Genomic DNA, 22,918 nt, shown 5'->3' on the forward strand with positions numbered 1-22,918 from the left:
CTAATAACTAAAACTTAACGCGAGTAGCAGGGTATGAGCAACGCCATCTTCACTATTTACAACTAAACCCTCTCTTGCCCTAAGACCGCCACCTCTTGCTTCGATATCGGTTCGCTCGACTTGTACTTTAAAGGCGAGGTTTTCTTTTAAATCCCAGCGCCACCCTATGGAAAATGATTGCTGATTGTGTGCCAGCGTACTTCCCACTTCTTCAATGAAAACGGCTAACTCAGCAGTATTGGGGTTAATAGGAAAATCTGGCTGCGCCTCATTTAAAAAATAAGTGTCTGACTGTGCGAATGAATACAAACCATAAAACGTGTGCGCACCATAGAAATAGCTAACATTTAAAAAGCCGTTTAAGGAATGTCTCAATGCAAGTGAATCAGAATCGATATGGGAGAGCTCGCCTGATAATTCCCAATCACCCAGGTACCTATTCATATATAACGATGTGTATTGGATGGTTGCACCGCGCAAACTTAATGAGTTAGCAAAATCGGTGGCGCCACTCCAAAAAGGTTGTAATTGGGCAACCGTTGTCGCAATAAACGCCGAGTCTGAATTATCATTTTTCGCCTCAGTTAACGTGTGTTTTAATGCGACGCTCCAATCAAAAGCCACGAACTCAACACCAATAGAGCGCAAGTCATTAAACGTAATTGGGTCGTATTCGTCGCTAGTGAAGTCACTCTCACCTTGGCCCCAAAACGCTTTTACCAATAGGTTGAAATCTGTGTAAGGCCTTGAATAGCTAATGTCAGCGCCATCAAAACTTCTGGCAGGTACGATCCCATAAACCTCGGTAGGTACTTTTACCCAAGGGTAGGCAATTGAAACGTCTCTGGTGTCGCTGAAGTGAAATATATCAGCTGCAAGTCTTCCGGCCCTTAATTGCCACGACGGCGTGATATCGTATCTAAGAAAGGCCATTTGTGTCACTGAGTCTAAATTCTGTTCATCTTGCGCTCGATAAACAAATTGCCCAACAAAATCGAGGTTATTTGAAACACTGTAGTCAAGCTGTACGCCAATCAAACTTAGTGGTTTGAAAGCTAAACCATCCTTTTTAGCAATCTCTGCTTGAGAACGGTCGTTGCGAAATTGATAAGTGCGAGTGTCAGCCGTTGCTGTGGCCAGCGCACCAAACCCGCTAACTTCAAGTTTTCCTTGCTCTGCTAAAACGCTGCGAGTCGCCAGTAAACTCATTAGAAACGCAAAAACGAAAAACTGCTTATTTAACATTTATGTGTCCCCATTTCTAAGCCCATCCTTACTGACGTGAATACCTGCTCAAATTTTATAATGTAAAGTTTAGTAAGCATAGTAGAGAAACAAAGAAAGCTAAATAATCGGCGTCTGTTGCAGCATAACCTCATCGGTAAGATAACCGCAGAATTGCCATAGTTTAAAAAATTGTTTTTTATTATTTATTTCAGTAAACCGCTAAAGCCAATTTCAGTTATGTCTGAATAGCTTCACATGATGAACTCCCATTCAAAATATCAATTAAACTTATGCAACTAGTTTTCTTAGTATGGTTAACATATTGGTAACATAAGAGCGTGTAATGACAGATATCTATTTAGTTCGTCACGGACAGGCGTCTTTCGGTAAGGCGAATTACGACAAGCTAAGCGAACTAGGCGCACAGCAAGCCGTGTGGTTAGGTGACTATTTCCACCATCGCGACATTCAGTTCGACAGCGTCTTTATGGGAGACATGGTAAGACACCGTGAAACTCACGAGGGTATTGCACAAGGGTTATCCGCTGGAGGGAAGTATTTGCCAGAGGCTACACGAGACTGTGCACTTAACGAGTTTAACTTTCAGGCGGTAGCTGCTGCGTATCTTAGTCGTTTCCCTGAAGATAAAGTACCTGAGGGAGCATCACCCGCTGAATTCTATCGCTTATTGAAAAAAGCCATGCTTGCGTGGTCACAAGATGAATTAGAGCACGGGTTGCTCGATGAAACATGGGCGCAATTTGAAGGGCGTGTAGGTTCAATGCTCACACGTTTGCAAAATAGCGATGCAAAACGCGTACTTGTGGTCAGTTCTGGCGGCGCTATCGCGATGATGCTGAAACATATTTTAGGCTACAACTCTGCAACGGTTATCAACATGAATTTGCAAATACGCAATGCCAGCTTTTCACAATGCTTTGCTAATAAGCGAGGCGTTCACTTAAACAACTTCAATAGCGTACCTCACCTGGATGTGACTGACAGGTTACACGCCATTACCTATAGCTAAACGGGACAGCGATGAATTTTGAATATAACGAAAAAACACAGGCGCTTTTAGAAAAACTAAGAGCGTTCATGAAAGAAGAAGTGTATCCAATTGAGCAAGAGTACATTCATGCCGTAGAGAATGGAAAAGACCGTTGGAAAACCCCAGCGATGATGCAGGCATTAAAGCAAAAAGCGCGCGAGGCAGGGTTGTGGAATTTATTTCTACCCGAAGAGTACAAGCCTTACGGAGCCGGGCTGACTAACGCCGAATATGCACCACTTTGTGAAGAAATGGGGCGCGTGTTGTTCAGTTCTGAAATATTCAACTGTAGCGCGCCAGACACAGGCAATATGGAAGTATTAGCCAAATACGGCAACGAAGCGCAAAAAGAAGAATGGTTAGTGCCTTTGTTAAACGGAGAGATTCGCTCTGCGTTTGCGATGACTGAGCCTGCGGTGGCGTCGAGCGATGCAACAAATATTGAAACGTCAATTACGCGCGATGGCGATGAGTATGTTATCAATGGTAAAAAATGGTACACCAGTGGCGCAATGAACGAGAATTGCAAAATTATGGTGGTGATGGGCAAAACTGACTTTGATGCACCTCGCCATCAGCAACAATCGCAAATACTCGTGCCCATGAATACCAAGGGCGTCACCATTGTTAGGCCTATGGCAGCAATGGGATTTTATGATGAACCGATTGGTCATGCCGAAGTCTTGTTTGAAAACGTACGTGTGCCTGCTGAAAATCTACTCGTGGGTGAGGGTAAAGGGTTTGAAATTGCTCAAGGCCGCCTTGGGCCAGGTAGAATTCACCACTGTATGCGTTTAATCGGTTGTGCACAGCGCGCATTAGATATGGCTTGTGAACGAGTAGAATCTCGAATTGCCTTTGGCAAGCCATTAGCAAAACAGCAGTCTATTCGTGAAACCATTGCCAAGATGCACTGCGATATTGAGCAGGCGCGTTTATTAACGCTAAAGGCAGCCGATAAGATGGACAGATACGGTAATAAAGTATCTCGTGATCTTATTGCGGCAATTAAAATTGTTGCGCCAACCATGGCGTGCAACGTGATAGACGACGCCATTCAAATGCACGGTGCGGCGGGAACAAGTCAAGACTTTGTATTGTCTGCAATGTATGCATATGCACGCACCATTAAGCTTGCCGATGGCCCAGACCAAGTGCACATGATGCAGTTAGGTCGTAATTTAATTGCTGATAAAAACGCATAAGGAGCTGTTTTGACTGCACAAAACACAACTGCGCCTCATATGTTAGATTTAGCGGTATTAAACACTTACCTGACTACCGCGTGCCCAGAAATAGGGCACGTTCAGGAGGCTGAAAAGTTTTCTGGCGGCCAGTCGAACCCGACTTTCAAGCTACTTACTGACAATGGCACCTTTGTTTTACGGCGCCAGCCTCCGGGAAAGCTGCTTAAATCAGCGCATGCGGTAGACCGCGAATTCAGAGTGATTAATGCGCTGCAAAATTCTGAAGTACCGGTTCCGAAGGCATATCACCTGTGCGAAGACCCAGATATTATCGGCAGTATGTTTTATATCATGGCTCATGTTGACGGTGATATTTTTTGGAATAGTGCGCTGCCTGAGATTGCTACGTCCAGCACTCGTGAGGCGATGTATGATGAAATGAACAGAGTGCTTGCGTCATTGCACAGCGTCGATGTTCAATCTGCTGGGCTGAGCGATTATGGAAAGCCCGGCAGTTATTTTGAACGCCAGTTAAGTCGCTGGACTAAACAATACCGAGCGTCAGAGCTAGAGCATATTAAAGAAATTGAAGAGCTAATTAGTTATTTAGAAGCTAATTTGCCTGATGATGATGGACAGGTCTCGCTGGTCCATGGCGACTTTAGACTCGACAACATGATGTTTGATATGTCTGATACCAAGCAACCTAGGGTAATAGCTGTGCTTGATTGGGAGCTGTCTACATTGGGACACCCTTATTCAGACTTAGCGTATCAGTGCATGCAGCTGCGCCTTCCCTCAGATATTGCTCACGCAGCAGGGTTGGGAGGGCTAGATCGCAAGGCCCTGGGTATCCCTTCAGAAAAAGCGTATATAGATGCTTACTGTAAACGACGGAATATGGGAAAAATTGATAATTGGACGTTCTATCTCGCGTTCAGTTTCTTCCGACTCGCCGCTATTTTGCAAGGCGTAGTGAAGCGCGCTCACGATGGTAATGCATCTAGCGAGAAAGCGATGCAGTTGGGGGCGATGGTACGTCCTCTAGCGCAAATAGCGAATCAAACCATACACCAAGACAGTGAATAACAGACACACTTGTTTTCTATGATTTAACCCTCGGGTTAATGCGTTTTGGGTTTTTCGCCGAACACATAGAGAAAACAGAATACGGAGAAAAGATGAAAGCCATTGTATGTGAAGCCTTTGGGCCAGTAGATGATTTACGTGTAAAAGACGTTGCCGATCCTGTAGCAAAACCTGGGCATGTTGTTGTTGATGTTCAGGCGGCAGGGGTCAACTTTCCAGATGGGCTCTTGGTACAAGGCCTGTATCAAATGCAACCTGACTTTCCGTTTATTCCTGGCAACGAGGTGGCTGGCATTGTCTGTGAAGTGGGTGAGGGAGTCAGTCACTTCAAAAAAGGACAGCGGGTTATCGCGCTCTCTAATCTGGGCGGTTATGCAGAAAAAGTAGCTGTAAAAGCAAGCCACGTTATGCCGTTACCAGACCCTATTCATGTGAATGAAGGTGCGGCGCTTGTTACTGCTCATGCCACTGCTCACCATGCCTTAAAACAGCGCGCTAAGTTACAACCTGGCGAGACGCTGGTTGTGACAGGGGCAGCTGGTGGCACCGGTCTAGCGGCCGTTCAAATTGGTAAAACTATGGGGGCTAAGGTCATTGCAGTATGTTCTACAGAAGAAAAGCTTGCCCTAGCAAAAGAGTATGGCGCAGATGTACTCATCAATTATAAAGACAAGGATCTCAAAGAAACGCTGAAAGAAGTGACGGGCGGTAAAGGTGCCGACGTTATTTATGAATGTGTCGGCGGTGATACTTTTCATGCTTGTAGTAGAAGTATGGCGTGGGAAGGCAGATTGCTTGTTGTCGGGTTTGCTGGCGGAGAGATACCTAAGTTCCCAGTAAATTTAGCCTTGGTAAAAGGATACTCTGTAATGGGCGTATTTTGGGGCTCGTTTACTCAGCACGATCCCAAAGGGTTTGCCGAAAATATGCAAGAGCTCCTGACGTGGTATGTACAGGGAAAGGTAAAAGTAGTTGTTGATGAAGCCTTGCCTCTAGAGCAAGCAACTAAAGCGATGACTAAGGTTATGAATAGGGAAGTAAAAGGGAAAATGGTTATTACTCCTTAATGAAAGCATTCTTGAGTAATCGTCGCTCGTAATGCCAATGTTTGCGGTTTCATATACTGAGACAGGTCTAGCGACGTTCGATTGATAAGAACGTCGCAATTCCAATGTAACTCACACTAAGACTAATTGATTGTAGGCTGAAACTCAGAAGGTTCAATGAACGCGGTGAAGTAGCCTGACCCGCTCGCATTGCCCGTTCCATAGAAAGCAATTTTGTAAAAGCCGCTGAAGGAACTAGCGTCAACATCTATTCGCTCAATAGAAAATGACATACTTTGTGCAACATTGCCGATGCCCATCCAGTTACAATAAGTAGAGGGAAATTCGAGCTTTGCGTAGCTGTCAGAAAATGTGAGTACGCCGTCAACGTTGCCGCATGTTGATGATATTTTATTTACGGGTGCATCAACTGTTGACGTCAACTCAATTGTATTTCCTTTGGCGACCATCGCCGACTTCACATCTACGCCAATTAAATCCAGCTTCAGAGGCAGAAAAAAACCGCCTAAGCCAGTTGCGCTGGGTTTATCGTTTTCAATGCAGCTTGAGGTTGCTCGTTGCGCCTCGCAGAACGCAATTCGGTAAGGTTGATTACCTCTCAAAAAAATCGCGCTTAAAGATGGCTCGATATCCTCGCTTTGTTCAATGCTATTTTTGATGTTAAGTGTGTGCTCTTCTGTAAATCTGCCGGTGCCGCTACAACCGGTGATCAACGACACAGAAATTAGAACACACAGTGAATTTAAATACGATTTTCCAAAATACTGTTTTGATGTTTTCATATTGCCTCCAAACGCAATCATAATAATTCAACGCTTTAACGTGCATATGCACTATACGGATGATGAAATAAATGTAATAGCCAACTTTTCTTATTAAATTGCGTGTAGAAATATCACAAGGAGCCTTGACATGGTGCGTATGCACGTTATGCTTCGTAGTATGAAAGAAGAAGCACTCACCTCCGTTCACCACTGCGCTTGCTGGCGTTTAAAAGCGGCTGCCCGTAAAATTACTCGTCAATACGACGAAGCACTCAAGCCTGTCGGTTTAAAGGCGACTCAATTCTCGTTACTGTCTATGATAATGGGCATTGAACCTAATTCATTCACGCGCTTGGCGGATGAAATAGGTATGGACAGAACCGCACTTAATCGAGCGCTTAACATTATGGTAAAACACGATTGGGTGCGTATAAGCAGCAGTTCAGATACGCTGGAAAAGAAAATACGCATTACGGAGAATGGAAAGTCTAAACTCGACGAGGCAATCCCCTTGTGGCGTAAAGCTCAGAAACAGTTCATCGAATCGACGGGTCCTGAGAGCTGGGAGGCCAGCAGAGACTGGCTTATTAATGTTGCCGGCGGAAACACATACGACAGCGTGTAAGTTTTTTTTGATCTCAAACGTGCATATGCACCATATAAGCAAAGTATTTATTACCTTCATCAAGAGGACAGCACGATGAAACTGAAACAGGAAAGTGGCAGAAAGGGTCTGGTAAATGTTGTGTTAGTTACAACAGGGTTTGTTATTTCTATCGTTGCGCTGCTTTTGGTGAGTAGTCAAAAACCTTTTGGTGTGTCTTTAAATGAGAGCGAGCTCAGTATTGCGCAATCGGTTAATATCGAGACTGTAAAATACCAGGAAAACTATATTCTTTCTCGTGACTTCATTGGTCAAGTTGAGGCTGCTCAAACGAGTCACATCGGGTTTGAAATTTTCGGCACTGTGGCTCAGATTAAAGTAGATGAAGGTGATGCAGTCAACAAAGGGGATATCATCGCTACGCTAAATATTGACAGGCTCAACACCCAAAAAATCGAAGCTCAAGCAATGCTAATTCAAGCTAAAGCTAATGCAAAGCTTGCGAATGATACGTACCGCAGAATATCAGAAGCTTATCAACGTGACGCTTTCTCCGTGCAGGAAAAAGACGAAGCTTTACAAGCGAAAAACGGCGCAGTTGCCAACGTTGACGCTGTCAAAGCACGTTTAAATACTATTGAAGTAAATATCAATAAATCGTTACTGCGCGCGCCGTTCGACGGGATTGTGGTTGCACGAAACGTCGATGAAGGCTCGGTATTAAACGTGGGGCAGACGCTTCTAACACTTGAAAAAACAGGTGACAATCAGGCTCGGTTTGGATTGCCATCATCTATGCTCGACCAAATTAGTGTGAACCAGCAACTTACTGCTTATCGACGAAATGTACCTATAGACGTGGTGGTTAAGTCGATATTGCCTGCAACAAACAGTGCACGTAGTTTCGATGTGATTGCCTCAATTATACAAACTCAGACACCGCTTCGCTCTGGAGATGTTTTAAAGCTTCCTCTTGAAGAGCGCATTCAAGCTCGCGGTTTTTGGGTGAATAATACGGCATTGCGAGAGGGGCGAAGAGGTCTTTGGACGCTATACATAGCAAACGATATCGATGCTGGAGTTTCGGGTAACGACGTCGTGAAAAATGCACTTAAAGCTACGCACTCTGTTTCACAACGTCATGTCGAAATTATTGATGCACAATCTGGTTATTCTTATGTACGAGGAAGTGTTGATGATGGAGAAAAGCTTGTTACAGAGGGCAGTCACAAGCTGGTATCTGAACAGGTAGTGAGGCTTGCCTCCGGTAAAGAAGAAGGAACAATACAATGAGTAAGTCGTCAAGACACTTATCGTCATTGTACTACCGCAATGGTTATTTATTAGTGATGACTATCATTGTTTTACTGGTAGCAGGGCTATCTGCAATAAGCAATTTGCCCCGTATTGAGGATCCGCGTATCACGCAGCGAGGTGCAACGGTGCTAACATTTCTGCCAGGCGCATCGGCCGAGAGGATAGAGGCTCTTATCAACAAAAAAATTGAAGATGCGCTAGAAGAAATTTCTGATATAAAAAAAGTTGAATCGACTGCGCGTTCAAACGTGTCTAGCATCAGCATCACATTACAAGATTCGATTACCAGTGACACCAACGAAGAAGTTTTTTCTAAAATTCGAAGTCGATTACAGGATATTCAAAACGACTTACCCCAAGACGCCACAATCCCATTTTTAGACGATGAGCGCGGAGCAGTAGCTTATTCGTATATCGTAGGCATCAATTGGGACAATGAGAGCTCACCACCAATGAATATTCTCCAACGTGTGGCGCTGGATTTGAAAGATCAGATGCTTGGTCTATCCGGTACCGAACTCGTCAGGATTTTTGGTGGTGTAAACGAGGAAATTGTGGTGACACCAAGTCAATCAGAACTTATTGCACTTGGAATGAGTGCAACAGAACTCTCGCAGATTATTCGCAATTCAGACAGTAAGGTGTCAGCAGGACAAGTACGCGGTGAAATGCAAAATCTGCGCATTGAGCTAAATGGATCATTTGCTAGTCTGGAGCGCATTAGAAACATCCCCATTCAATCTTCACCGCAGGGTTCTGCTCTAAAAATTGGCGATATCGCCACTGTCTCTCGCGGTTATGAAAACCCGCCTGCACAGATAGGCCTAAAAGACGGAAAACGCACACTATATGTAGCGGTTCGGACAGAAGAAAACTTACGCCTGGACATTTGGAACAATGATGCTGAGGCACTGCTAGAAAGGTTCAGATCTGAATATAACGAACGCATTAATATTGAAAATGTTTTTGTTCAAAACGATTACACAGAGGCACGTTTGGCTGACTTGGTCGGTAACTTACTTGCAGGTGCGCTTATCGTCATAGTGATTGTATTTTTGACGATGGGTTGGAAGTCAGGTTTGATCGTTGGGACAGCGCTGCCGCTGTCCATCGCAGGTGCGCTCTTTTCTCTCAGTTTTTACAATCAAGGTATTCACCAGATGTCTATCTTTGGGATGATTGTCGCTATAGGCTTACTCATTGATAACGCCATTGTGATGTCTGACGAGGTGCGCAAAGAATTGAAAAAAGGTGTATCTAGACTTGAAGCAATGGAAAACGCGGTCAGGCACCTCTTCATACCACTGCTAGCCTCTACTTTAACCACAGTATTAGGTTTTATGCCCATTTTTTTACTACCCGGCAGTGCCGGTGACTTTGTCAGTCCTATTGCGATTAGTGTAGTGATGGCACTCGTATTTTCTTTTTTTATAGCAGTTACTGTGATCCCCGCGTTATCCGCGAAATTCGTGTCGCCTGGCACAGGTGAAAACGAATCCCATCGCTGGTGGCAGAGTGGTGTACCTACGCCAAAAATAACAACCGACTTTTTTCATTTTTTACTGCGCGCTATGAACAAGCCAAAACGCTTTGCTTTAATTGCGATTGTACCGGCAGTCTTCGGTTTCGCAATGATGAGCACCATGGATATGGAATTTTTTCCAGCAGGCGATCGAGATATGTTCGAAATCCAAGTTTGGAAAAATAGCGACAGTGCCATTAACAGTACAGAAAAAACCATCGCCGACATCGACAGCGCGCTAAAAGCGCTGGATGGGGTAAAGCAAACACATTGGTTAATCGGTGCCTCTACGCCACCCGTTTATTACAATCAGGTACCCACTGAAGACAATAATAGTGCTTACGCTCAAGCAGTTGTAGTGGCAGAATCAGAGCAACGTGCTATTACGATGATTGAAGACGCACAAGAACTGATCAACGGCCAATTTCCACAAGTTAGAGCGGTGGTGCGCAGCTTTTCACAAGGCCCACCGTCAACGGCCCCCGTTGCTTTTCGCATTTTAGGTCCTAATTTGGATACACTGCGAACGTTAGGAGAGGATCTCAGACGTTTAATGCATCAGCACAGCAAAATAGTGCATACACGAGCGTCAATTTCAGGCGGTGAGGGAAAGCTTTGGCTACAGGCCGACGAAGCAGAAGCAGAACTTGCTGGCTTGAGCTTACGGGACATTGCTTTGCAGTATCAGGCTAATTTAGAAGGGGTGTTGGGTGGTTCAATTCTTGAGGATGTCGAGGAATTGCCCGTGCGCGTGAGGTTGTCTGAAGATGATCGCAATACCATAGCTGATATTGCTAATTTACCTTTAAATCTGCCAGAACAGGATCGCTGGCTACCAGCCAGTGCGCTAGGATATGTTGAACTAAAGCCAGAGATTCCATCTATCACTCGTTTTAACGGCCAGCGGGTAAATACCATATACGCCTACATTACGCAGGACGCGGCGGCAATATCGGTTGCTGGTGAAATTGCCCAGATAATTGATGCAAATATGGATATTCCTCGCGGATACAGCGTCAATGTGGCTGGAGACACGGAAGAACAAAGCGATGCAATAGGTAACTTACTGACTTACGCGCCCATTTTGGTAGTGATGATTATTACTACCATTATTCTAACGTTCAAAAGCGGCGCATTGGCTTTAATCGTCGGCCTTGTGGCTCTTTGTTCCGTAGGCTTGGGAATGCTTGCGCTCAAAATATCGGGTTATCCTTTAGGGTTTAATCCTTTGATTGGTAGCATAGGACTTGCTGGTGTTGCTATTAATGGCACCATCGTTGTCATTGCCGCCATACTCGCTAACGAAAAAGCGAAGCTCGGCAACATTGAAGCAATTGTCAAAGAAACATTTGGTTGTGGTCGTCACTTAATTTCTACTACGCTCACCACCATTGGTGGATTTATTCCTTTGCTGGTGCTATCGGGTGGAAGTTTTTGGCCACCTCTTTCTGTGGTGATTGCAGGTGGCATCGGCTTTTCATTGATTCTGGCAATGTTTTTTACGCCCTTGGCTTATAAGGTATTTGCGGATTTTCATTATCGTGACTCCTCGTTGACGCTACGTCACGCAAAAAGTGCGTAAAGTCAATTTGCATTGCAGCCATCTATTCTTCAGCCTGAAGACTTTTGCTCTCATTGACTTGCTAGCATCAGTGGAGCAATGCACTTAGGAAATTGAGCGCTTCGAATGTACTATTACGACCAGTTCCCATATTTAAAAGCTTTTGTTAATGCCGAAACGTTATCAGGACATTTATCCAGAACAACCGCTGATTAATAGTCAGCAGTTGCTGCGCCCTGGCGCCAGTGACTTACTCACTCTTGAGTTTTTTGAGGCAGAGCCGGGCGAAATGCCGCACGATGTGTTTAGTCAGCATCATATTCTCATTAATCTGAAGGAAAAACCCCATCGCGTTGAAAACTGGCGTAATGATGAGCATCGAGACTTCGTTTACCATCAGTATGAGATTATTGTTACACCCGCTGGTATGCGTTCTGGTTGGAGGTGGCATGAAAAAAGTGAAGTAATTGTGGTGACACTAGAACCCAACAAGCTTAAAAAATTTGCTCACTCTGAAGTGGGTATTCTATTGGGTCACGCGCAGCTGAAAAGCGTCCCTCAATTTATAGATAAAGACATTTGCGATGCTGCGCTAATGCTTAGAGAGGCGATGAATCAGGACATTGGGTCTAACGTGATGTTTGAAAGTTTTGCGCGCGTGTTTTTAATCAAGCTGATTCAAAAATATGGTATTGAACACAGTGAAAATATTGAGTTTAATCCGAAGTTTAGCTCTAAACATTATCAGCGAGTGCTAGACCACATTGCGCAAAATTATGCTAAGAATATCGGGGTTGAGACACTTGCAAGTTGCGCAGGTTTGAGCACAGCACACTTTTCCAGGCTATTCAAAAAAACCATAGGCCAAACACCCCATCAGTTTGTCATGTCTTATCGCATAGAGCAGGCTAAAAAAATGCTTGGTGACCTGTCTCGGCCGTTAATCGATATTGCGTTAAGCTGCGGTTTCAGCGACCAAGCTCACTTTTCACGCGTGTTTAAACAATTCACACACATTAACCCTAAGGAATTTCGGTCTGAGCAGAAATCTTCAAAAAGTTAGCAGTCTGCAACAATTCTTTATTTTTAAAATGCGTATTCTTATCACTGTCAACTAGAGATATTTTTTAAGACGGAGAAAGATTATGCAAAACCTTACGAATAATATTTTAGGCGTATCCGCTCTACTTAGTATTGCGGTCGTATCTGCCATTAATCCCGTGTCAGCGGCAATTAAAAAAGAGGTGTCTTTTGAGAGCCAGGGACAAGTCTTGGTGGGTGATTTATACTTTCCTGATTCATACAAATCTGGTGATAGGCTGCCCGCTGTTATTGTTTCAGGGTCGTGGACCAGTGTAAAAGAGCAAATGCCAGCTGGCTATGCTCAGAAACTCGCTGATAAAGGCTACGCTGCATTAGCATTCGACTTCAGAGGCTGGGGAGAGTCTGCTCAGGGCAGTCCAGTACCATTAAAATATGCAGAGAATCCACAGGCAAAAACGCAGGATATTCTAGCTGCTGCTGAGTTTTTATCAGCCCAAGCGAACATCCGCAGTGAACACATTGCTACCCTAGGTATTTGCGCATCAGCTGGCTATGCAATTGATGCAGCCCATCAAAGTGCAATAATTTCTAGCGTTGCTGTCGTTGCGCCTTGGTTGCATGATAAAGCGATAGTAAACGAAGTGTATGGCGAAAATATACCTGCGCTATTGCAGGCGACCGTAAATGCTGAAGAAAGTGGAGAAGCTCTGATCCTTGAGGCAGCAAGCGATACTAATGAACAATCGGTGATGTATAAAGCCTCTTACTATACATCACCTACACGTGGCGCTATTGTTGAATACGATAACAAATTTAGCACTTTCTCTTGGAAACCATGGTTGAGCTATGACGCTATTCAAACTGCCTCGCTCATTAAAGACCCAGTATTGCTAGTCCATTCGCCTGCCGCTGCAATCCCTATGGGGGCAGAAAGGTTTGCGGCACAAGGCGGCAACAACGTCGAGCTGATAATGTTAGATGACATTACACAGTTTGATTTTTATGACTCTCCAGAGGTAATAACTGAAGCTTTGAGTTTGGTTGATGCGCATTTCAAGATATCTATGCGATAGGGCGCGTTATGAAATGCTAACCTTTAGACTACTGCACTAATGTCGCGATTGACGCCAAGGTGCATAAGTTAAAAGCATCTGAAGTTTATGGTTATTCAGGCTGCGGCAGTGAGTATGGCAAAGCTGAATGAAGAAGATGGGCTTGCTGTAGCGGTGTATTACTATTTCGCGGAGTGATAATGCCTTGTGGTAAACGGTTAGATAGGTCATTAGAGCTGCGGCGAATTTTTTTAAAAATCGGTTTCGCTTGCTCTGAACTATTGAGGTTTGGCTGGTGTTTAGCATCTTCTGCTGCAGCCAAATTGTGAGAAATAAGTACAGCCGCTAAACAAGCACTAATCAACATCATGCTGGTAAGTGTTTTCATCATTGGCTCTCTTTTAATGTTTAGTTCAGTTTCCGGTTTATTGCAGCATTTTTTTGCAGTATTTCATTGCAGTACTGAGTGCACTAACCGAGAGAGAAAAGACGTCAGAGGCGGTTGCACTCGCCTCTTTCGTCAGACTTTGTTTGTTCATCTCCATTACAACTAAAGTCGATTTAAAACAAAATAGAGTAGCTCATACCATGGTATGAAAATTTATACTGTATGCTGTGCAATGCAGCGACTTTTCTGTCTTTCGGTGATGCTTCTCTTTATTGACGGTGAAGCCTCTCTATTGGCGGTGAAGCCTCCTACCAAGCGGTGACGCCGCCATCAACTGCTATAGTTTGGCCGTTCATATAGCTGTTTCCAGGAGACAGCATTAGCATCATAGTGTTAACTATTTCCTGTGGCTCTCCTAGGCGCTTCATTGGGCTGCCCTGACCCAATTGAGCTTGGGCTTCTGGGGTATTATATCCATCCACATTTAGAATATTGGTTGGGCTGTAAAATGGGCATATTGCATTTACACGCACATTCTTTCTTCCATACTCTACTGCTGCGGTGCGAGTGATGCCGGCAACGGCATGCTTTGCTGCTGCGTAGGCTGCGCCTTTTGGAGCGCCGCCAAGACCAGCAAGAGAACTCACGTTTAACACATGGCCCTTTTTTTGAGCGAGCATGGCAGGAATTTGGTATTTCATGCCAAACATCACGCCTTTAACATTAACCCCAAACTGACTATCCATGATGGCCTCAGTCATTTCATGAACGGGCGCTGGCGTGTGAGCAATGCCTGCGTTATTGACGGCAATATCCAAGTGACCAAATTTCTCTAACGCCGCGTCTACCAGCGCTTTATTGAGACTTTCATCTGCAATGTTGCCTGCGATGCTCACCACATCGGTAACACTTTCAAGTTCATTTTTTACCGAGTTGAGCGACGCTTCATTTATGTCGCTGAGCACGAGTTTTGCGCCGCGATGTGCAAGCCCTGTCGCCAAAAGCCGGCCAAACCCGCTGCCTGCGCCAGTAATCAGCACAACGTGGTCGGTAAAGTTAAGTAGTGAATCCATGATGTTTCCTTTATATGTTCTGAAATACCTAGGTCAATACGCCCTAGTAATTGTGAATAAATGAAATAAGAACCTGAGCTAATTCTTCACCCTTGTCCTCTTGTAAAAAGTGACCACCAGATTTAATTGTGGTGTGTGCTATTCCCTTGCAGCCTAAAATGGTGTGCTGCATAAATTTGTCACCGCCTGCCGTCACAGGATCGCTATCGCTAAAGGCGGTCATAAAGGGTTTGTTGAACTGCTTAAGCGACTGCCAAGCGTTTCGATTGGCTTGAGAGTCTGTGCTGTCGGGCTGTGTAGGAACCAATAGGGGAAACATTCTTGCGCCTACTTTATAAGTCTCATCAGGGAATGGTGCGTCGTAAGCCGCTTTAACACTATCTGATAAGTCGGTTACTGTGCCTTTATCAATGATATCTGAGGTTGGAAATTCCGGTACGTCTTGAGAAAAGCGACGCCATGCCGTAAACGCCTTACTAGGCTTTTGATCGCCCGTGGGTAGACCGGTATTTGCAGCCACCACACCACAAAATCGCTCAGGCATATCTGCTACAAGTCGAAGACCTAATAGGCCTCCCCAATCCTGACAGAACAGCGTAGCGGGTTGTTTCACAACTTGGTTAAACCATTCTCGTACCCAAATTAAGTGCCTTGCATAGGTATAGTCACTGCTGCGTGTAGGTTTGTCAGAACGACCAAACCCTATAAGGTCGGGTGCAAGCACGTTGAAGCCCGCATCAGCTAAAATGGGGATCATCTTTCGATAGAGATAAGCCCAGGTTGGTTCACCGTGTAGTAAAACAACGGGATGACCGTCAGTCGGACCTGCTTGGTAATAGGCCATGGACAGTTCGCTACTGACGGTATCGGTTACTTGAACAAACTGTGGTTCGTACGGAAAATCAGAGATATTCGAAAAGGCGCTTTCAGGTGTTTTCAGTATCTGCATAGCTTACTTGCCCCTGTAAATTAAATGTAAAATAATTAACGGTATGATAACAAAAACACCCTTATCTCATTCTGTCAATTAATCTGTAACTCCTGTATTACTTAGCGTGAAAGCGGATCCGATGAAAAAACAGGGTTTCGTTGCCGTATTAAATATTGTGATAAATGTCTATAACACCAATAAACTTGGATGATTGGCAACACTGCAATAACATCCGATTAACGTGATAAACAGGATATGGTTATGACTCAGACGGAAAACAAAGCAGTATCGTATGATGTGCAGCAGGGTGTTGCCACGCTTACTATGCAGAGTGCACCAGTTAACGCACTCTCTCGAGCACTTCGCGTAGGCCTAATAGACTGCATTGAACAAGCGATAAACGACAGTAGTGTGAAAGCTATCGTGGTGACATCCGCTCTGCCAATATTTTCAGGTGGCGCCGATATCAGTGAATTTGCAGGCGGTGATTTATCACCAAACTTACCTGAAGTACTAGAGAAGATTGAAAACGCGTCAAAGCCGGTCGTAGCCGTTTTACCGGGGCCAGCGTTTGGCGGCGGTTTAGAAGTTGCCTTAGCATGTCATCACCGCATCACGTTTGCCGACAATAAAGTGGGTCTTCCAGAAGTTAATCTAGGTATTTTACCCGGCGCTGGCGGAACGCAGCGTTTACCTCGCTTGGCAGACGCGCAAACAGCCTTAACAATGATAGTGACAGGTAAGCCCACTTCTGTACTCAAATTACCAGGCGTATTTGACAAGATATCAGATAAGCCTGAGCACCTCTTAGAAGATACCAAAGCGTATTTAGCGTCTTTAGGTGGTGCAACGGCTATTAAGCGTACCTGTGATATTTCCTTAACAATGTCTGATGAAACACAAGCCGTTTTTGACGCTGTAGTCGCTCAAACGAAAAAAGCATCAAAAGGTTTTTTCGCACCGCTTAAATGTATCGAAGCGGTTCGCGGCGCTTACATATTAGCTTTTGAAGATGGCCTTAAAAATGAAGGCAAGCTGTTTATGGAGTGCATGAACACGCCACAAGCGCGAGCGCAGCAGCACTTTTTCTTTGCAGAGCGCGCGGCGGGTCATGTCAGTGACTTCGATAAATCAACACCTGAGCGCGCTATTGAGAAGGTAGCCATTATAGGCGCTGGGACCATGGGCGGCGGTATTGCGATGAACTTCGCCAATGCCGGTATCCCAGTAACGATGCTTGAGCTTAAAGAAGAAGCCTTACAGAAAGGGCTCGCTCTTATTCGCAAAAATTACGAAAACAGCGCTAAAAAAGGCAAGCTAACGCAAGAACAAGTTGAATCTCGCATGGCACTGCTGAGTGGCACAACCACGTATGATGACTTAAGTGACGTAGATTTAGTGATTGAAGCTGTGTTTGAAAAGATGGAAGTGAAGAAGACGGTATTCTCAACGCTAGATAGAGTATGTAAACCAGGCGCTATTTTAGCTTCTAATACATCTACACTTGATATCGATGAGATTGCTACGTCGACTTCTCGTCCACAAGACGTCATTGGGCTTCACTTCTTCTCTCCTGCTAATGTGATGCGTTTGCTTGAAGTCGTCAAAGCTGAGAAGACATCGCCTGAAGTTATTAAAACCTGCATGAAGATGGCTAAGCGCATCAAAAAGGTCGCGGTGCTAGTGGGTGTTTGCTTTGGTTTTGTTGGCAATAGAATGATTGAGCCATACGGACGAGAAGCAAACCGCTTATTGTTAGAAGGCGCTTCACCAGAGCAAGTTGACAAGGTACTTACCGATTTCGGCATGCCTATGGGGCCATTTACAATGGGCGATATGGCTGGGCTTGATATTGGTTACTACGTTCGCCAGTCTCGCCAAGAACATATTGCGCACGACCCGGCTTACGGCGCTGTTGCCGACCGCTTGGTAGAAATGGATCGCAATGGCCTTAAAACCGGTCGCGGAACCTATAACTATGAACCGGGCAGTCGCGTTCCTATTCCAGACCCTGAAGTACTCGATATTGCGAAGAAAGAAGCACAGAGACTTGGCGTAGAGCAGCGTTCTGACATCAGCGATGATGAGATTTTGGTGCGAGTCATGTTTTCTCTTATCAATGAAGGTGCCTGTATTCTAGAAGAAGGTATTGCTGCTAAGTCTAGCGATATTGATGTGATTTACGTCTACGGCTATGGCTTCCCTGTGTTCCGTGGTGGTCCTATGCAGTATGCAGATGAAGTAGGGCTTCAGACTATTCTCGATAAGTTAACTACATACCGTGACCGACTTGGCGACTACGGAAAGATGTGGCTAGAGCCTAGCGATTTACTTATAAAATTGGCCCGTGAAGGCGGCAGTTTTAAGCACTATAAAAAATAAGGAACAATACTATGCGTGATGCAGTAATTGTTAGTACCGCAAGAACACCTATTGGCCGTGCCTACAAAGGCGCGCTCAATAATCTACCTGCGCCTTCACTTGGCGGGCACGCAATAAAGCATGCAGTGTCTCGCGCCGGTATTGACCCAGCCAGCATAGATGATGTTGTGATGGGTGCAGCCCTTACACAAGGCAGTGGCGGAATGAATATTGGCCGCTTAGCAGCGCTTGCTGGCGACCTACCTACGTCTGTTGCTGGTATGACATTAGACAGACAGTGTAGCTCTGGCATGTATGCTATCGCAACGGCGGCGAATGCGATTCGCACTGGCGATACCAACATCATGGTTGCTGGCGGTTTAGATTCTATTTCACTAGTGCAAAACAAAAGCATGAACATGCATCGTGCGGTAGACCCAGCATTAGTAGCGAAGCATAAAAATATTTATATGCCTATGCTGCAAACCGCTGAAGTGGTTGCTAAGCGATACAACATCAGTCGTGATGTGCAGGACGAGTACGGCTATCAAAGTCAAATGCGAACAGCCGCGGCTCAGTCAGCAGGCAAGTTTGATGACGAAATCGTACCGATTACTGCAACGCAGACACTCTTTAATAAAGAGACCGGTGAAACAAGCGAACGGGAAGTCACGCTGTCTAAAGATGAAGGCAACCGTCCAGAAACATCACTAGAAGGTTTACAAAGCTTAAACCCGGTGATTGAAGGCGGGTGTATTACCGCAGGTAATGCAAGTCAACTATCTGACGGTGCAAGCGCCACTGTTATTATGGATGAGCACTCTGCGGCAAAAGGAAAAGGGCAACCCCTTGGTATTTATCGCGGGATTGCGGTTGCAGGATGTGAACCAGATGAAATGGGAATTGGCCCTGTATTTGCCATTCCTAAGCTATTAAAGCAGCATGGATTAACCATGGACGACATTGGTCTGTGGGAGCTTAATGAAGCATTTGCAGTACAGGTATTGTATTGCCGTGACAAGTTGGGCATTCCAGACGAATTATTAAACGTTAACGGCGGTGCCATTTCTATTGGTCACCCCTATGGCATGAGCGGTGCTCGTATGGTGGGTCATTCACTCATCGAAGGTAAAAGACGTGGTGCGAAATTTGTAGTTTGCACTATGTGTATCGGTGGCGGCATGGGCGCTGCTGGTTTATTTGAAGTTCTATAGGTAATTAGTATGGAAGGTTATAAAGCTCCACAACGCGACGCCATGTTTGTAACACATGAGCTACTCGACTTTCAAAGTCACTATCAAAAGCTAGGCTTCGATGAAGCCTCTGAAGACTTGGTATCAGCCATTTTTTCTGAAGCAGCGAAGTTTTCAGAAAACACGCTAGCACCAATTAATCAGTCGGGCGATGAAGAAGGCTGTAAATGGGAAGACGGTGTGGTAACGACACCTAAAGGCTTTAAAGAAGCTTATCAGACCTACGTAGAAGGCGGTTGGCCGAGTATGGCGCATCCGGAAGAGTTTGGCGGACAAAATCTTCCTTACTCCCTGGCTTCAATTATTGCTGAATGGTTCTCCGGTGCTAACCACTCGTGGGCAATGTACCCAGGCCTAAGTCAAGGCTGTATGGAAACATTAAAAGCGCACGGTACTAAAGAGCAGCAAGAGAAGTTCCTTCACAAGCTTATCAGCGGTGAATGGACGGGTACCATGTGTCTTACAGAAGCGCACTGCGGTTCTGACCTTGGTATGCTGAAGTGTCGCGCTGAGCCACAAGAAGATGGAAGTTATAGCCTTACCGGCACTAAGATTTTCATCTCTGCTGGTGAGCACGATATGTCTGAAAATATCGTACACATTGTGCTTGCGCGCCTACCGGATGCGCCAGAAGGCACAAAAGGTATTTCGTTATTCGTTGTTCCTAAATTCAACGTGTCTGACGACGGCGAGAAGCAAGATAGAAACGCAGTAAGCTGCGGCAGTATCGAACATAAAATGGGCATTAAAGCGAGCGCGACGTGCGTAATCAACTTTGATGGCGCGAAAGGGTTCCTAATTGGTCCTCCTAACCGCGGCTTAAACTGTATGTTTACCTTTATGAACACTGCACGTATCGGCACTGGCCTTGAAGGTTTGGCGGCATCGGAAGCGTCTTTCCAAGGTGCGCTTAAGTATGCCAAAGACAGAGTGCAATTTCGCTCAATGACAGGACGCAAGAACCCAGATGGTCCTGCGGATCCTATTATTGTGCACCCAGACGTGCGTCGTATGCTGCTAACGCAAAAAGCATTTGCCGAAGGCAACCGTGCTTTAGCTGCGTACTGTATGCAAATGGTAGACGTAACGCTTTACGGCGACGATGAAGTTGCCAAGCAAACAGCAGAAGCAAAACTTGCATTCTTGACGCCGATTGTTAAAGCGTTTTTGACTGAAACTGCACAGGAAACCACAAGCTACGGTATGCAGGTTTACGGCGGCCATGGTTTCATTAAAGAGTGGGGCATGGAGCAGCTCGCACGTGATACGCGTATTTGTACTATGTATGAAGGGACCACGGGTATTCAGGCAGTGGATCTACTTGGCCGCAAGGTGATGGGTTCTAACGGTGAATTGCTCAATGTGTTTGTTCAGGAAGTTCGCGATTACTGCAACTCTCTTCGTGACAATGCACAGTTTAGTGCGTGGACAAACGCCCTTAATTCTCACCTTGATGAGTGGCAGCAAGTAACCATGGATATCGGTAAAGTTGCGGCGTCTAACCCAGATGAAATTGGCGCGGCGTCAGTTGATTATCTTATGTATTCTGGTTATGTCACAGTTGCTTACTTCTGGCTTCGTATGGCAGTGAAAGCGCAAGAGCAGCTTGATGCCGGAAGCACAGAAACTGAATACTATAAGAGTAAAATACTGACTACAGGCTTCTACTTTGACCGTTTGCTTACTCGCACGCGTTCACTAGTCTCAGCAATGCAGTCAGGTGCAGACAACCTAATGTCTATGCCTGAAAGCATGTTTGCCGTTGAGTAATTAACGCTTACAACATCTTGTGGTAAAAGCCGGGTGAGGGTGAATGCGCTTAATACGTATTTCACGCTTCCCGGCTTTTTTATTTCCTGCCTATGGGGGAGTGTTATGTTGCAATCGCAATACGTGACAATTGATGGAAAACGCATTCATTATTTGAGTAGAGAGCCCTCGGCGGGTTTAGGTAAAAAGCCCTCAGCAGAGCTAGGTAAAGAGCCCTCAGCGGAGCTAGTTAAAGAACCCTCAGCGGAGCTAGGCCAAGAACTCACCAGCGATAATACATTGTTTGTATTATTTCATGGCTTTCCTGAAAACGCTCATGCATGGGAAGCGTTCATTGGTACCTTACCTTTGCACTACGATATTGTTGCGCCAGACTTACCCGGTTATCACCTTTCCGATCCCTTAAGTGAAGAACGGCAGTATGAAGTTCCTGCGTTGATAAAACGTATGGCCACCTTTATTAAGAATGTCAAAAAAGGCAGAAAGGTGATTTTGGTTGCTCACGACTGGGGAGGTGCTATTGCTTGGCCGCTCACTGCTTTTCATCCCGACTTAATTCATAAACTGGTTATACTAAATGCTGCGCATCCATCCACATTCACTCAATCTTTAATCGTAAGCAAACAACAACGGGTGAAGAGCCAGTATATTTTTTCGCTACGTGATAAAAACGCAGTGTCGAGTTTGATATCTACAGATTTCAAGTTACTTAAAGACATGCTTGGGGAAGCGTTTTTTGAGCAGCAGTGGGATTATGCCTCTACGTTGTTGAATGATTGGAGTCAAGAGGCACGCCTTAGCGCAATGCTTAATTACTACAGATGCATGCCTCAAGATATCCCTCCTGTTGATGCGTCGGACGAAGAGCTACAGACTATTCATGTTCCCAATATTCATATTGGGGTACCTACGCTAGTGCTGTGGGGAAGAAACGATTTAGCATTTGATAATGCAGTGCTGCGCGGGATTGAAAAGTATGTACCTCATTGTGAAGTTATTTATCACGAGACAGCAACACATTGGATCCACCGAGAGTTTCCAAACTGGGCGTCTGATAGAGTGTTAGCGTTTATTTAGCGCCTAATTAACGTTTATTTATCGGTGATAGGAGCTGGACTGGACTACCTCAATTTTGAGGTTATATAGCCTGTTAGTCTGTCATTTAACTAAAAAAGCGCCTTATGAGGCGCTTTTTCCGGTTTAGCTATGTGTGAGTCTTAAATTCTGCTGTTTAGCTCTTCGGAAATTGGCGAGGACTGCAATCCCTGTTCTGCTATCCATGCTTGCAGTGTTTTACCGTCTGCTTCAGGCGATTGCAAATCTTTGCTTGGCATTTTTTTAACAAGTAGCGTACCGACTTCAACTGCGTTGCTAGAAAGTGCTGTTCTAATCAAGCTTTGGCCACCGCATGATACGCCTGAATAATAATCACGTAACTTTAATCTGTAATCTGACTGCACACGACGCATTTTTTTACGTAGTTCGCCTTTGTCGTCTGCTTCCACAATAGTGCAGATGTTAGCAAGGGCATCATTAATGTCGTCCGCCTGAGCAACGTTTGAAAAGGCGATAGTAGACGCGGCGATTAGTAGAGAAGATTTAACTATTTTCAACATGGTTAAAATTCCTATTCGATATGGGTGGTCGTTTTGTGTAC

19 protein-coding genes are annotated in these 22,918 nt (G+C 45.1%); 13 read left to right on the plus strand and 6 right to left on the minus strand.

Going from position 1 to position 22,918, the window contains the following annotated elements; translation table 11 throughout:
* Positions 1–1,245: a hypothetical protein gene (locus V7R39_RS05895; protein WP_334029253.1), complete on the minus strand. Its 1,245-nt coding sequence runs from the start codon at positions 1,243–1,245 to the stop codon at positions 1–3.
* 325 nt (positions 1,246–1,570) lie between these two features.
* Between V7R39_RS05895 and V7R39_RS05900 the strand changes: the two genes are divergently transcribed.
* The 4 genes from V7R39_RS05900 (at position 1,571) to V7R39_RS05915 (ending at position 5,621) form a co-directional block, all read left to right on the plus strand.
* The gene (locus tag V7R39_RS05900) at positions 1,571–2,257 is read left to right on the plus strand and encodes a histidine phosphatase family protein (protein ID WP_334029255.1); all 687 of its coding nucleotides are present in this window, start codon (positions 1,571–1,573) and stop codon (positions 2,255–2,257) included.
* Positions 2,258–2,268: 11 nt separating this feature from the next.
* Positions 2,269–3,483, plus strand: coding sequence for an acyl-CoA dehydrogenase family protein (locus V7R39_RS05905; RefSeq protein ID WP_334029257.1), 1,215 nt, complete (start codon positions 2,269–2,271; stop codon positions 3,481–3,483).
* A 39-nt stretch (positions 3,484–3,522) separates the two neighbouring features.
* Entirely contained in the window at positions 3,523–4,554 is a 1,032-nt protein-coding gene (locus tag V7R39_RS05910; protein WP_334029855.1) for a phosphotransferase family protein, read from the plus strand.
* Between the two features lie 92 nt (positions 4,555–4,646).
* Positions 4,647–5,621, plus strand: coding sequence for an NADPH:quinone oxidoreductase family protein (locus V7R39_RS05915; RefSeq protein WP_334029259.1), 975 nt, complete (start codon positions 4,647–4,649; stop codon positions 5,619–5,621).
* Between the two features lie 122 nt (positions 5,622–5,743).
* On the opposite strand, the gene V7R39_RS05920 is transcribed toward V7R39_RS05915, so the two are convergent.
* Positions 5,744–6,403, minus strand: coding sequence for a hypothetical protein (locus V7R39_RS05920; RefSeq protein WP_334029261.1), 660 nt, complete (start codon positions 6,401–6,403; stop codon positions 5,744–5,746).
* Positions 6,404–6,533: 130 nt separating this feature from the next.
* On the opposite strand from V7R39_RS05920, the gene V7R39_RS05925 reads away from it, so the two are divergent.
* From V7R39_RS05925 to V7R39_RS05945, 5 genes are all read left to right on the plus strand, one after another.
* Positions 6,534–7,010: a MarR family winged helix-turn-helix transcriptional regulator gene (locus V7R39_RS05925; protein WP_334029264.1), complete on the plus strand. Its 477-nt coding sequence runs from the start codon at positions 6,534–6,536 to the stop codon at positions 7,008–7,010.
* 75 nt (positions 7,011–7,085) lie between these two features.
* A complete protein-coding gene (locus V7R39_RS05930; protein ID WP_334029267.1) occupies positions 7,086–8,282 on the plus strand; it encodes an efflux RND transporter periplasmic adaptor subunit in 1,197 nt (398 codons plus the stop codon).
* Positions 8,279–11,410 (plus strand): efflux RND transporter permease subunit, encoded by a 3,132-nt coding sequence (locus tag V7R39_RS05935; protein ID WP_334029270.1) that lies wholly within the window; start codon positions 8,279–8,281, stop codon positions 11,408–11,410. Before V7R39_RS05930 ends, V7R39_RS05935 begins: the two co-directional genes overlap by 4 nt.
* 148 nt (positions 11,411–11,558) lie before the next feature.
* Positions 11,559–12,452: an AraC family transcriptional regulator gene (locus V7R39_RS05940; RefSeq protein ID WP_334029272.1), complete on the plus strand. Its 894-nt coding sequence runs from the start codon at positions 11,559–11,561 to the stop codon at positions 12,450–12,452.
* Positions 12,453–12,534: 82 nt separating this feature from the next.
* Positions 12,535–13,506, plus strand: coding sequence for an alpha/beta hydrolase (locus V7R39_RS05945; protein WP_334029274.1), 972 nt, complete (start codon positions 12,535–12,537; stop codon positions 13,504–13,506).
* 91 nt (positions 13,507–13,597) lie between these two features.
* Here V7R39_RS05945 and V7R39_RS05950 read toward each other — a convergent pair whose 3' ends face one another.
* The 3 genes from V7R39_RS05950 to V7R39_RS05960 form a co-directional block, all read right to left on the minus strand.
* On the minus strand, positions 13,598–13,876 hold the full coding sequence (locus V7R39_RS05950; RefSeq protein WP_334029276.1) for a hypothetical protein: 279 nt from the start codon (positions 13,874–13,876) through the stop codon (positions 13,598–13,600).
* Between the two features lie 305 nt (positions 13,877–14,181).
* Complete coding sequence (locus tag V7R39_RS05955; protein ID WP_334029279.1) at positions 14,182–14,946, minus strand: SDR family NAD(P)-dependent oxidoreductase; 765 nt, start codon at positions 14,944–14,946, stop codon at positions 14,182–14,184.
* Positions 14,947–14,989: 43 nt separating this feature from the next.
* Positions 14,990–15,895: a haloalkane dehalogenase gene (locus V7R39_RS05960; RefSeq protein WP_334029281.1), complete on the minus strand. Its 906-nt coding sequence runs from the start codon at positions 15,893–15,895 to the stop codon at positions 14,990–14,992.
* A 243-nt stretch (positions 15,896–16,138) separates the two neighbouring features.
* Between V7R39_RS05960 and V7R39_RS05965 the strand changes: the two genes are divergently transcribed.
* The 4 genes from V7R39_RS05965 to V7R39_RS05980 all read left to right on the plus strand — a co-directional run bounded on the left by V7R39_RS05965 (position 16,139) and on the right by V7R39_RS05980 (position 22,338).
* Entirely contained in the window at positions 16,139–18,259 is a 2,121-nt protein-coding gene (locus V7R39_RS05965) for a 3-hydroxyacyl-CoA dehydrogenase NAD-binding domain-containing protein (protein ID WP_334029283.1), read from the plus strand.
* Between the two features lie 11 nt (positions 18,260–18,270).
* Complete coding sequence (locus V7R39_RS05970) at positions 18,271–19,452, plus strand: acetyl-CoA C-acyltransferase (protein ID WP_334029286.1); 1,182 nt, start codon at positions 18,271–18,273, stop codon at positions 19,450–19,452.
* A gap of 9 nt (positions 19,453–19,461) precedes the next feature.
* Positions 19,462–21,261 (plus strand): acyl-CoA dehydrogenase C-terminal domain-containing protein, encoded by a 1,800-nt coding sequence (locus V7R39_RS05975; protein WP_334029288.1) that lies wholly within the window; start codon positions 19,462–19,464, stop codon positions 21,259–21,261.
* A gap of 105 nt (positions 21,262–21,366) precedes the next feature.
* Entirely contained in the window at positions 21,367–22,338 is a 972-nt protein-coding gene (locus V7R39_RS05980; RefSeq protein WP_334029290.1) for an alpha/beta fold hydrolase, read from the plus strand.
* Positions 22,339–22,478: 140 nt separating this feature from the next.
* Here the strand turns inward: V7R39_RS05980 and V7R39_RS05985 are convergent, their stop codons facing one another.
* On the minus strand, positions 22,479–22,877 hold the full coding sequence (locus V7R39_RS05985; RefSeq protein WP_334029292.1) for a DUF3718 domain-containing protein: 399 nt from the start codon (positions 22,875–22,877) through the stop codon (positions 22,479–22,481).
* Positions 22,878–22,918: the final 41 nt, after the last annotated feature.

The organism is Alteromonas sp. P256, assembly GCF_036864455.1.
Taxonomy (GTDB): Bacteria; Pseudomonadota; Gammaproteobacteria; order Enterobacterales; family Alteromonadaceae; genus Alteromonas.

Coding starts and splice junctions, on each gene's coding strand:
- V7R39_RS05930 (WP_334029267.1), top strand. CDS start 7,086: ATGAAACTGAAACAGGAAAGTGGCAGAAAGGGTCTGGTAAATGTTGTG.
- V7R39_RS05970 (WP_334029286.1), top strand. CDS start 18,271: ATGCGTGATGCAGTAATTGTTAGTACCGCAAGAACACCTATTGGCCGT.
- V7R39_RS05920 (WP_334029261.1), bottom strand. CDS start 6,403: ATGAAAACATCAAAACAGTATTTTGGAAAATCGTATTTAAATTCACTG.
- V7R39_RS05925 (WP_334029264.1), top strand. CDS start 6,534: ATGGTGCGTATGCACGTTATGCTTCGTAGTATGAAAGAAGAAGCACTC.
- V7R39_RS05980 (WP_334029290.1), top strand. CDS start 21,367: ATGTTGCAATCGCAATACGTGACAATTGATGGAAAACGCATTCATTAT.
- V7R39_RS05985 (WP_334029292.1), bottom strand. CDS start 22,877: ATGTTGAAAATAGTTAAATCTTCTCTACTAATCGCCGCGTCTACTATC.
- V7R39_RS05940 (WP_334029272.1), top strand. CDS start 11,559: ATGCCGAAACGTTATCAGGACATTTATCCAGAACAACCGCTGATTAAT.
- V7R39_RS05915 (WP_334029259.1), top strand. CDS start 4,647: ATGAAAGCCATTGTATGTGAAGCCTTTGGGCCAGTAGATGATTTACGT.
- V7R39_RS05945 (WP_334029274.1), top strand. CDS start 12,535: ATGCAAAACCTTACGAATAATATTTTAGGCGTATCCGCTCTACTTAGT.
- V7R39_RS05900 (WP_334029255.1), top strand. CDS start 1,571: ATGACAGATATCTATTTAGTTCGTCACGGACAGGCGTCTTTCGGTAAG.
- V7R39_RS05905 (WP_334029257.1), top strand. CDS start 2,269: ATGAATTTTGAATATAACGAAAAAACACAGGCGCTTTTAGAAAAACTA.
- V7R39_RS05975 (WP_334029288.1), top strand. CDS start 19,462: ATGGAAGGTTATAAAGCTCCACAACGCGACGCCATGTTTGTAACACAT.
- V7R39_RS05935 (WP_334029270.1), top strand. CDS start 8,279: ATGAGTAAGTCGTCAAGACACTTATCGTCATTGTACTACCGCAATGGT.
- V7R39_RS05950 (WP_334029276.1), bottom strand. CDS start 13,876: ATGATGAAAACACTTACCAGCATGATGTTGATTAGTGCTTGTTTAGCG.
- V7R39_RS05895 (WP_334029253.1), bottom strand. CDS start 1,245: ATGTTAAATAAGCAGTTTTTCGTTTTTGCGTTTCTAATGAGTTTACTG.
- V7R39_RS05960 (WP_334029281.1), bottom strand. CDS start 15,895: ATGCAGATACTGAAAACACCTGAAAGCGCCTTTTCGAATATCTCTGAT.
- V7R39_RS05965 (WP_334029283.1), top strand. CDS start 16,139: ATGACTCAGACGGAAAACAAAGCAGTATCGTATGATGTGCAGCAGGGT.
- V7R39_RS05910 (WP_334029855.1), top strand. CDS start 3,523: ATGTTAGATTTAGCGGTATTAAACACTTACCTGACTACCGCGTGCCCA.
- V7R39_RS05955 (WP_334029279.1), bottom strand. CDS start 14,946: ATGGATTCACTACTTAACTTTACCGACCACGTTGTGCTGATTACTGGC.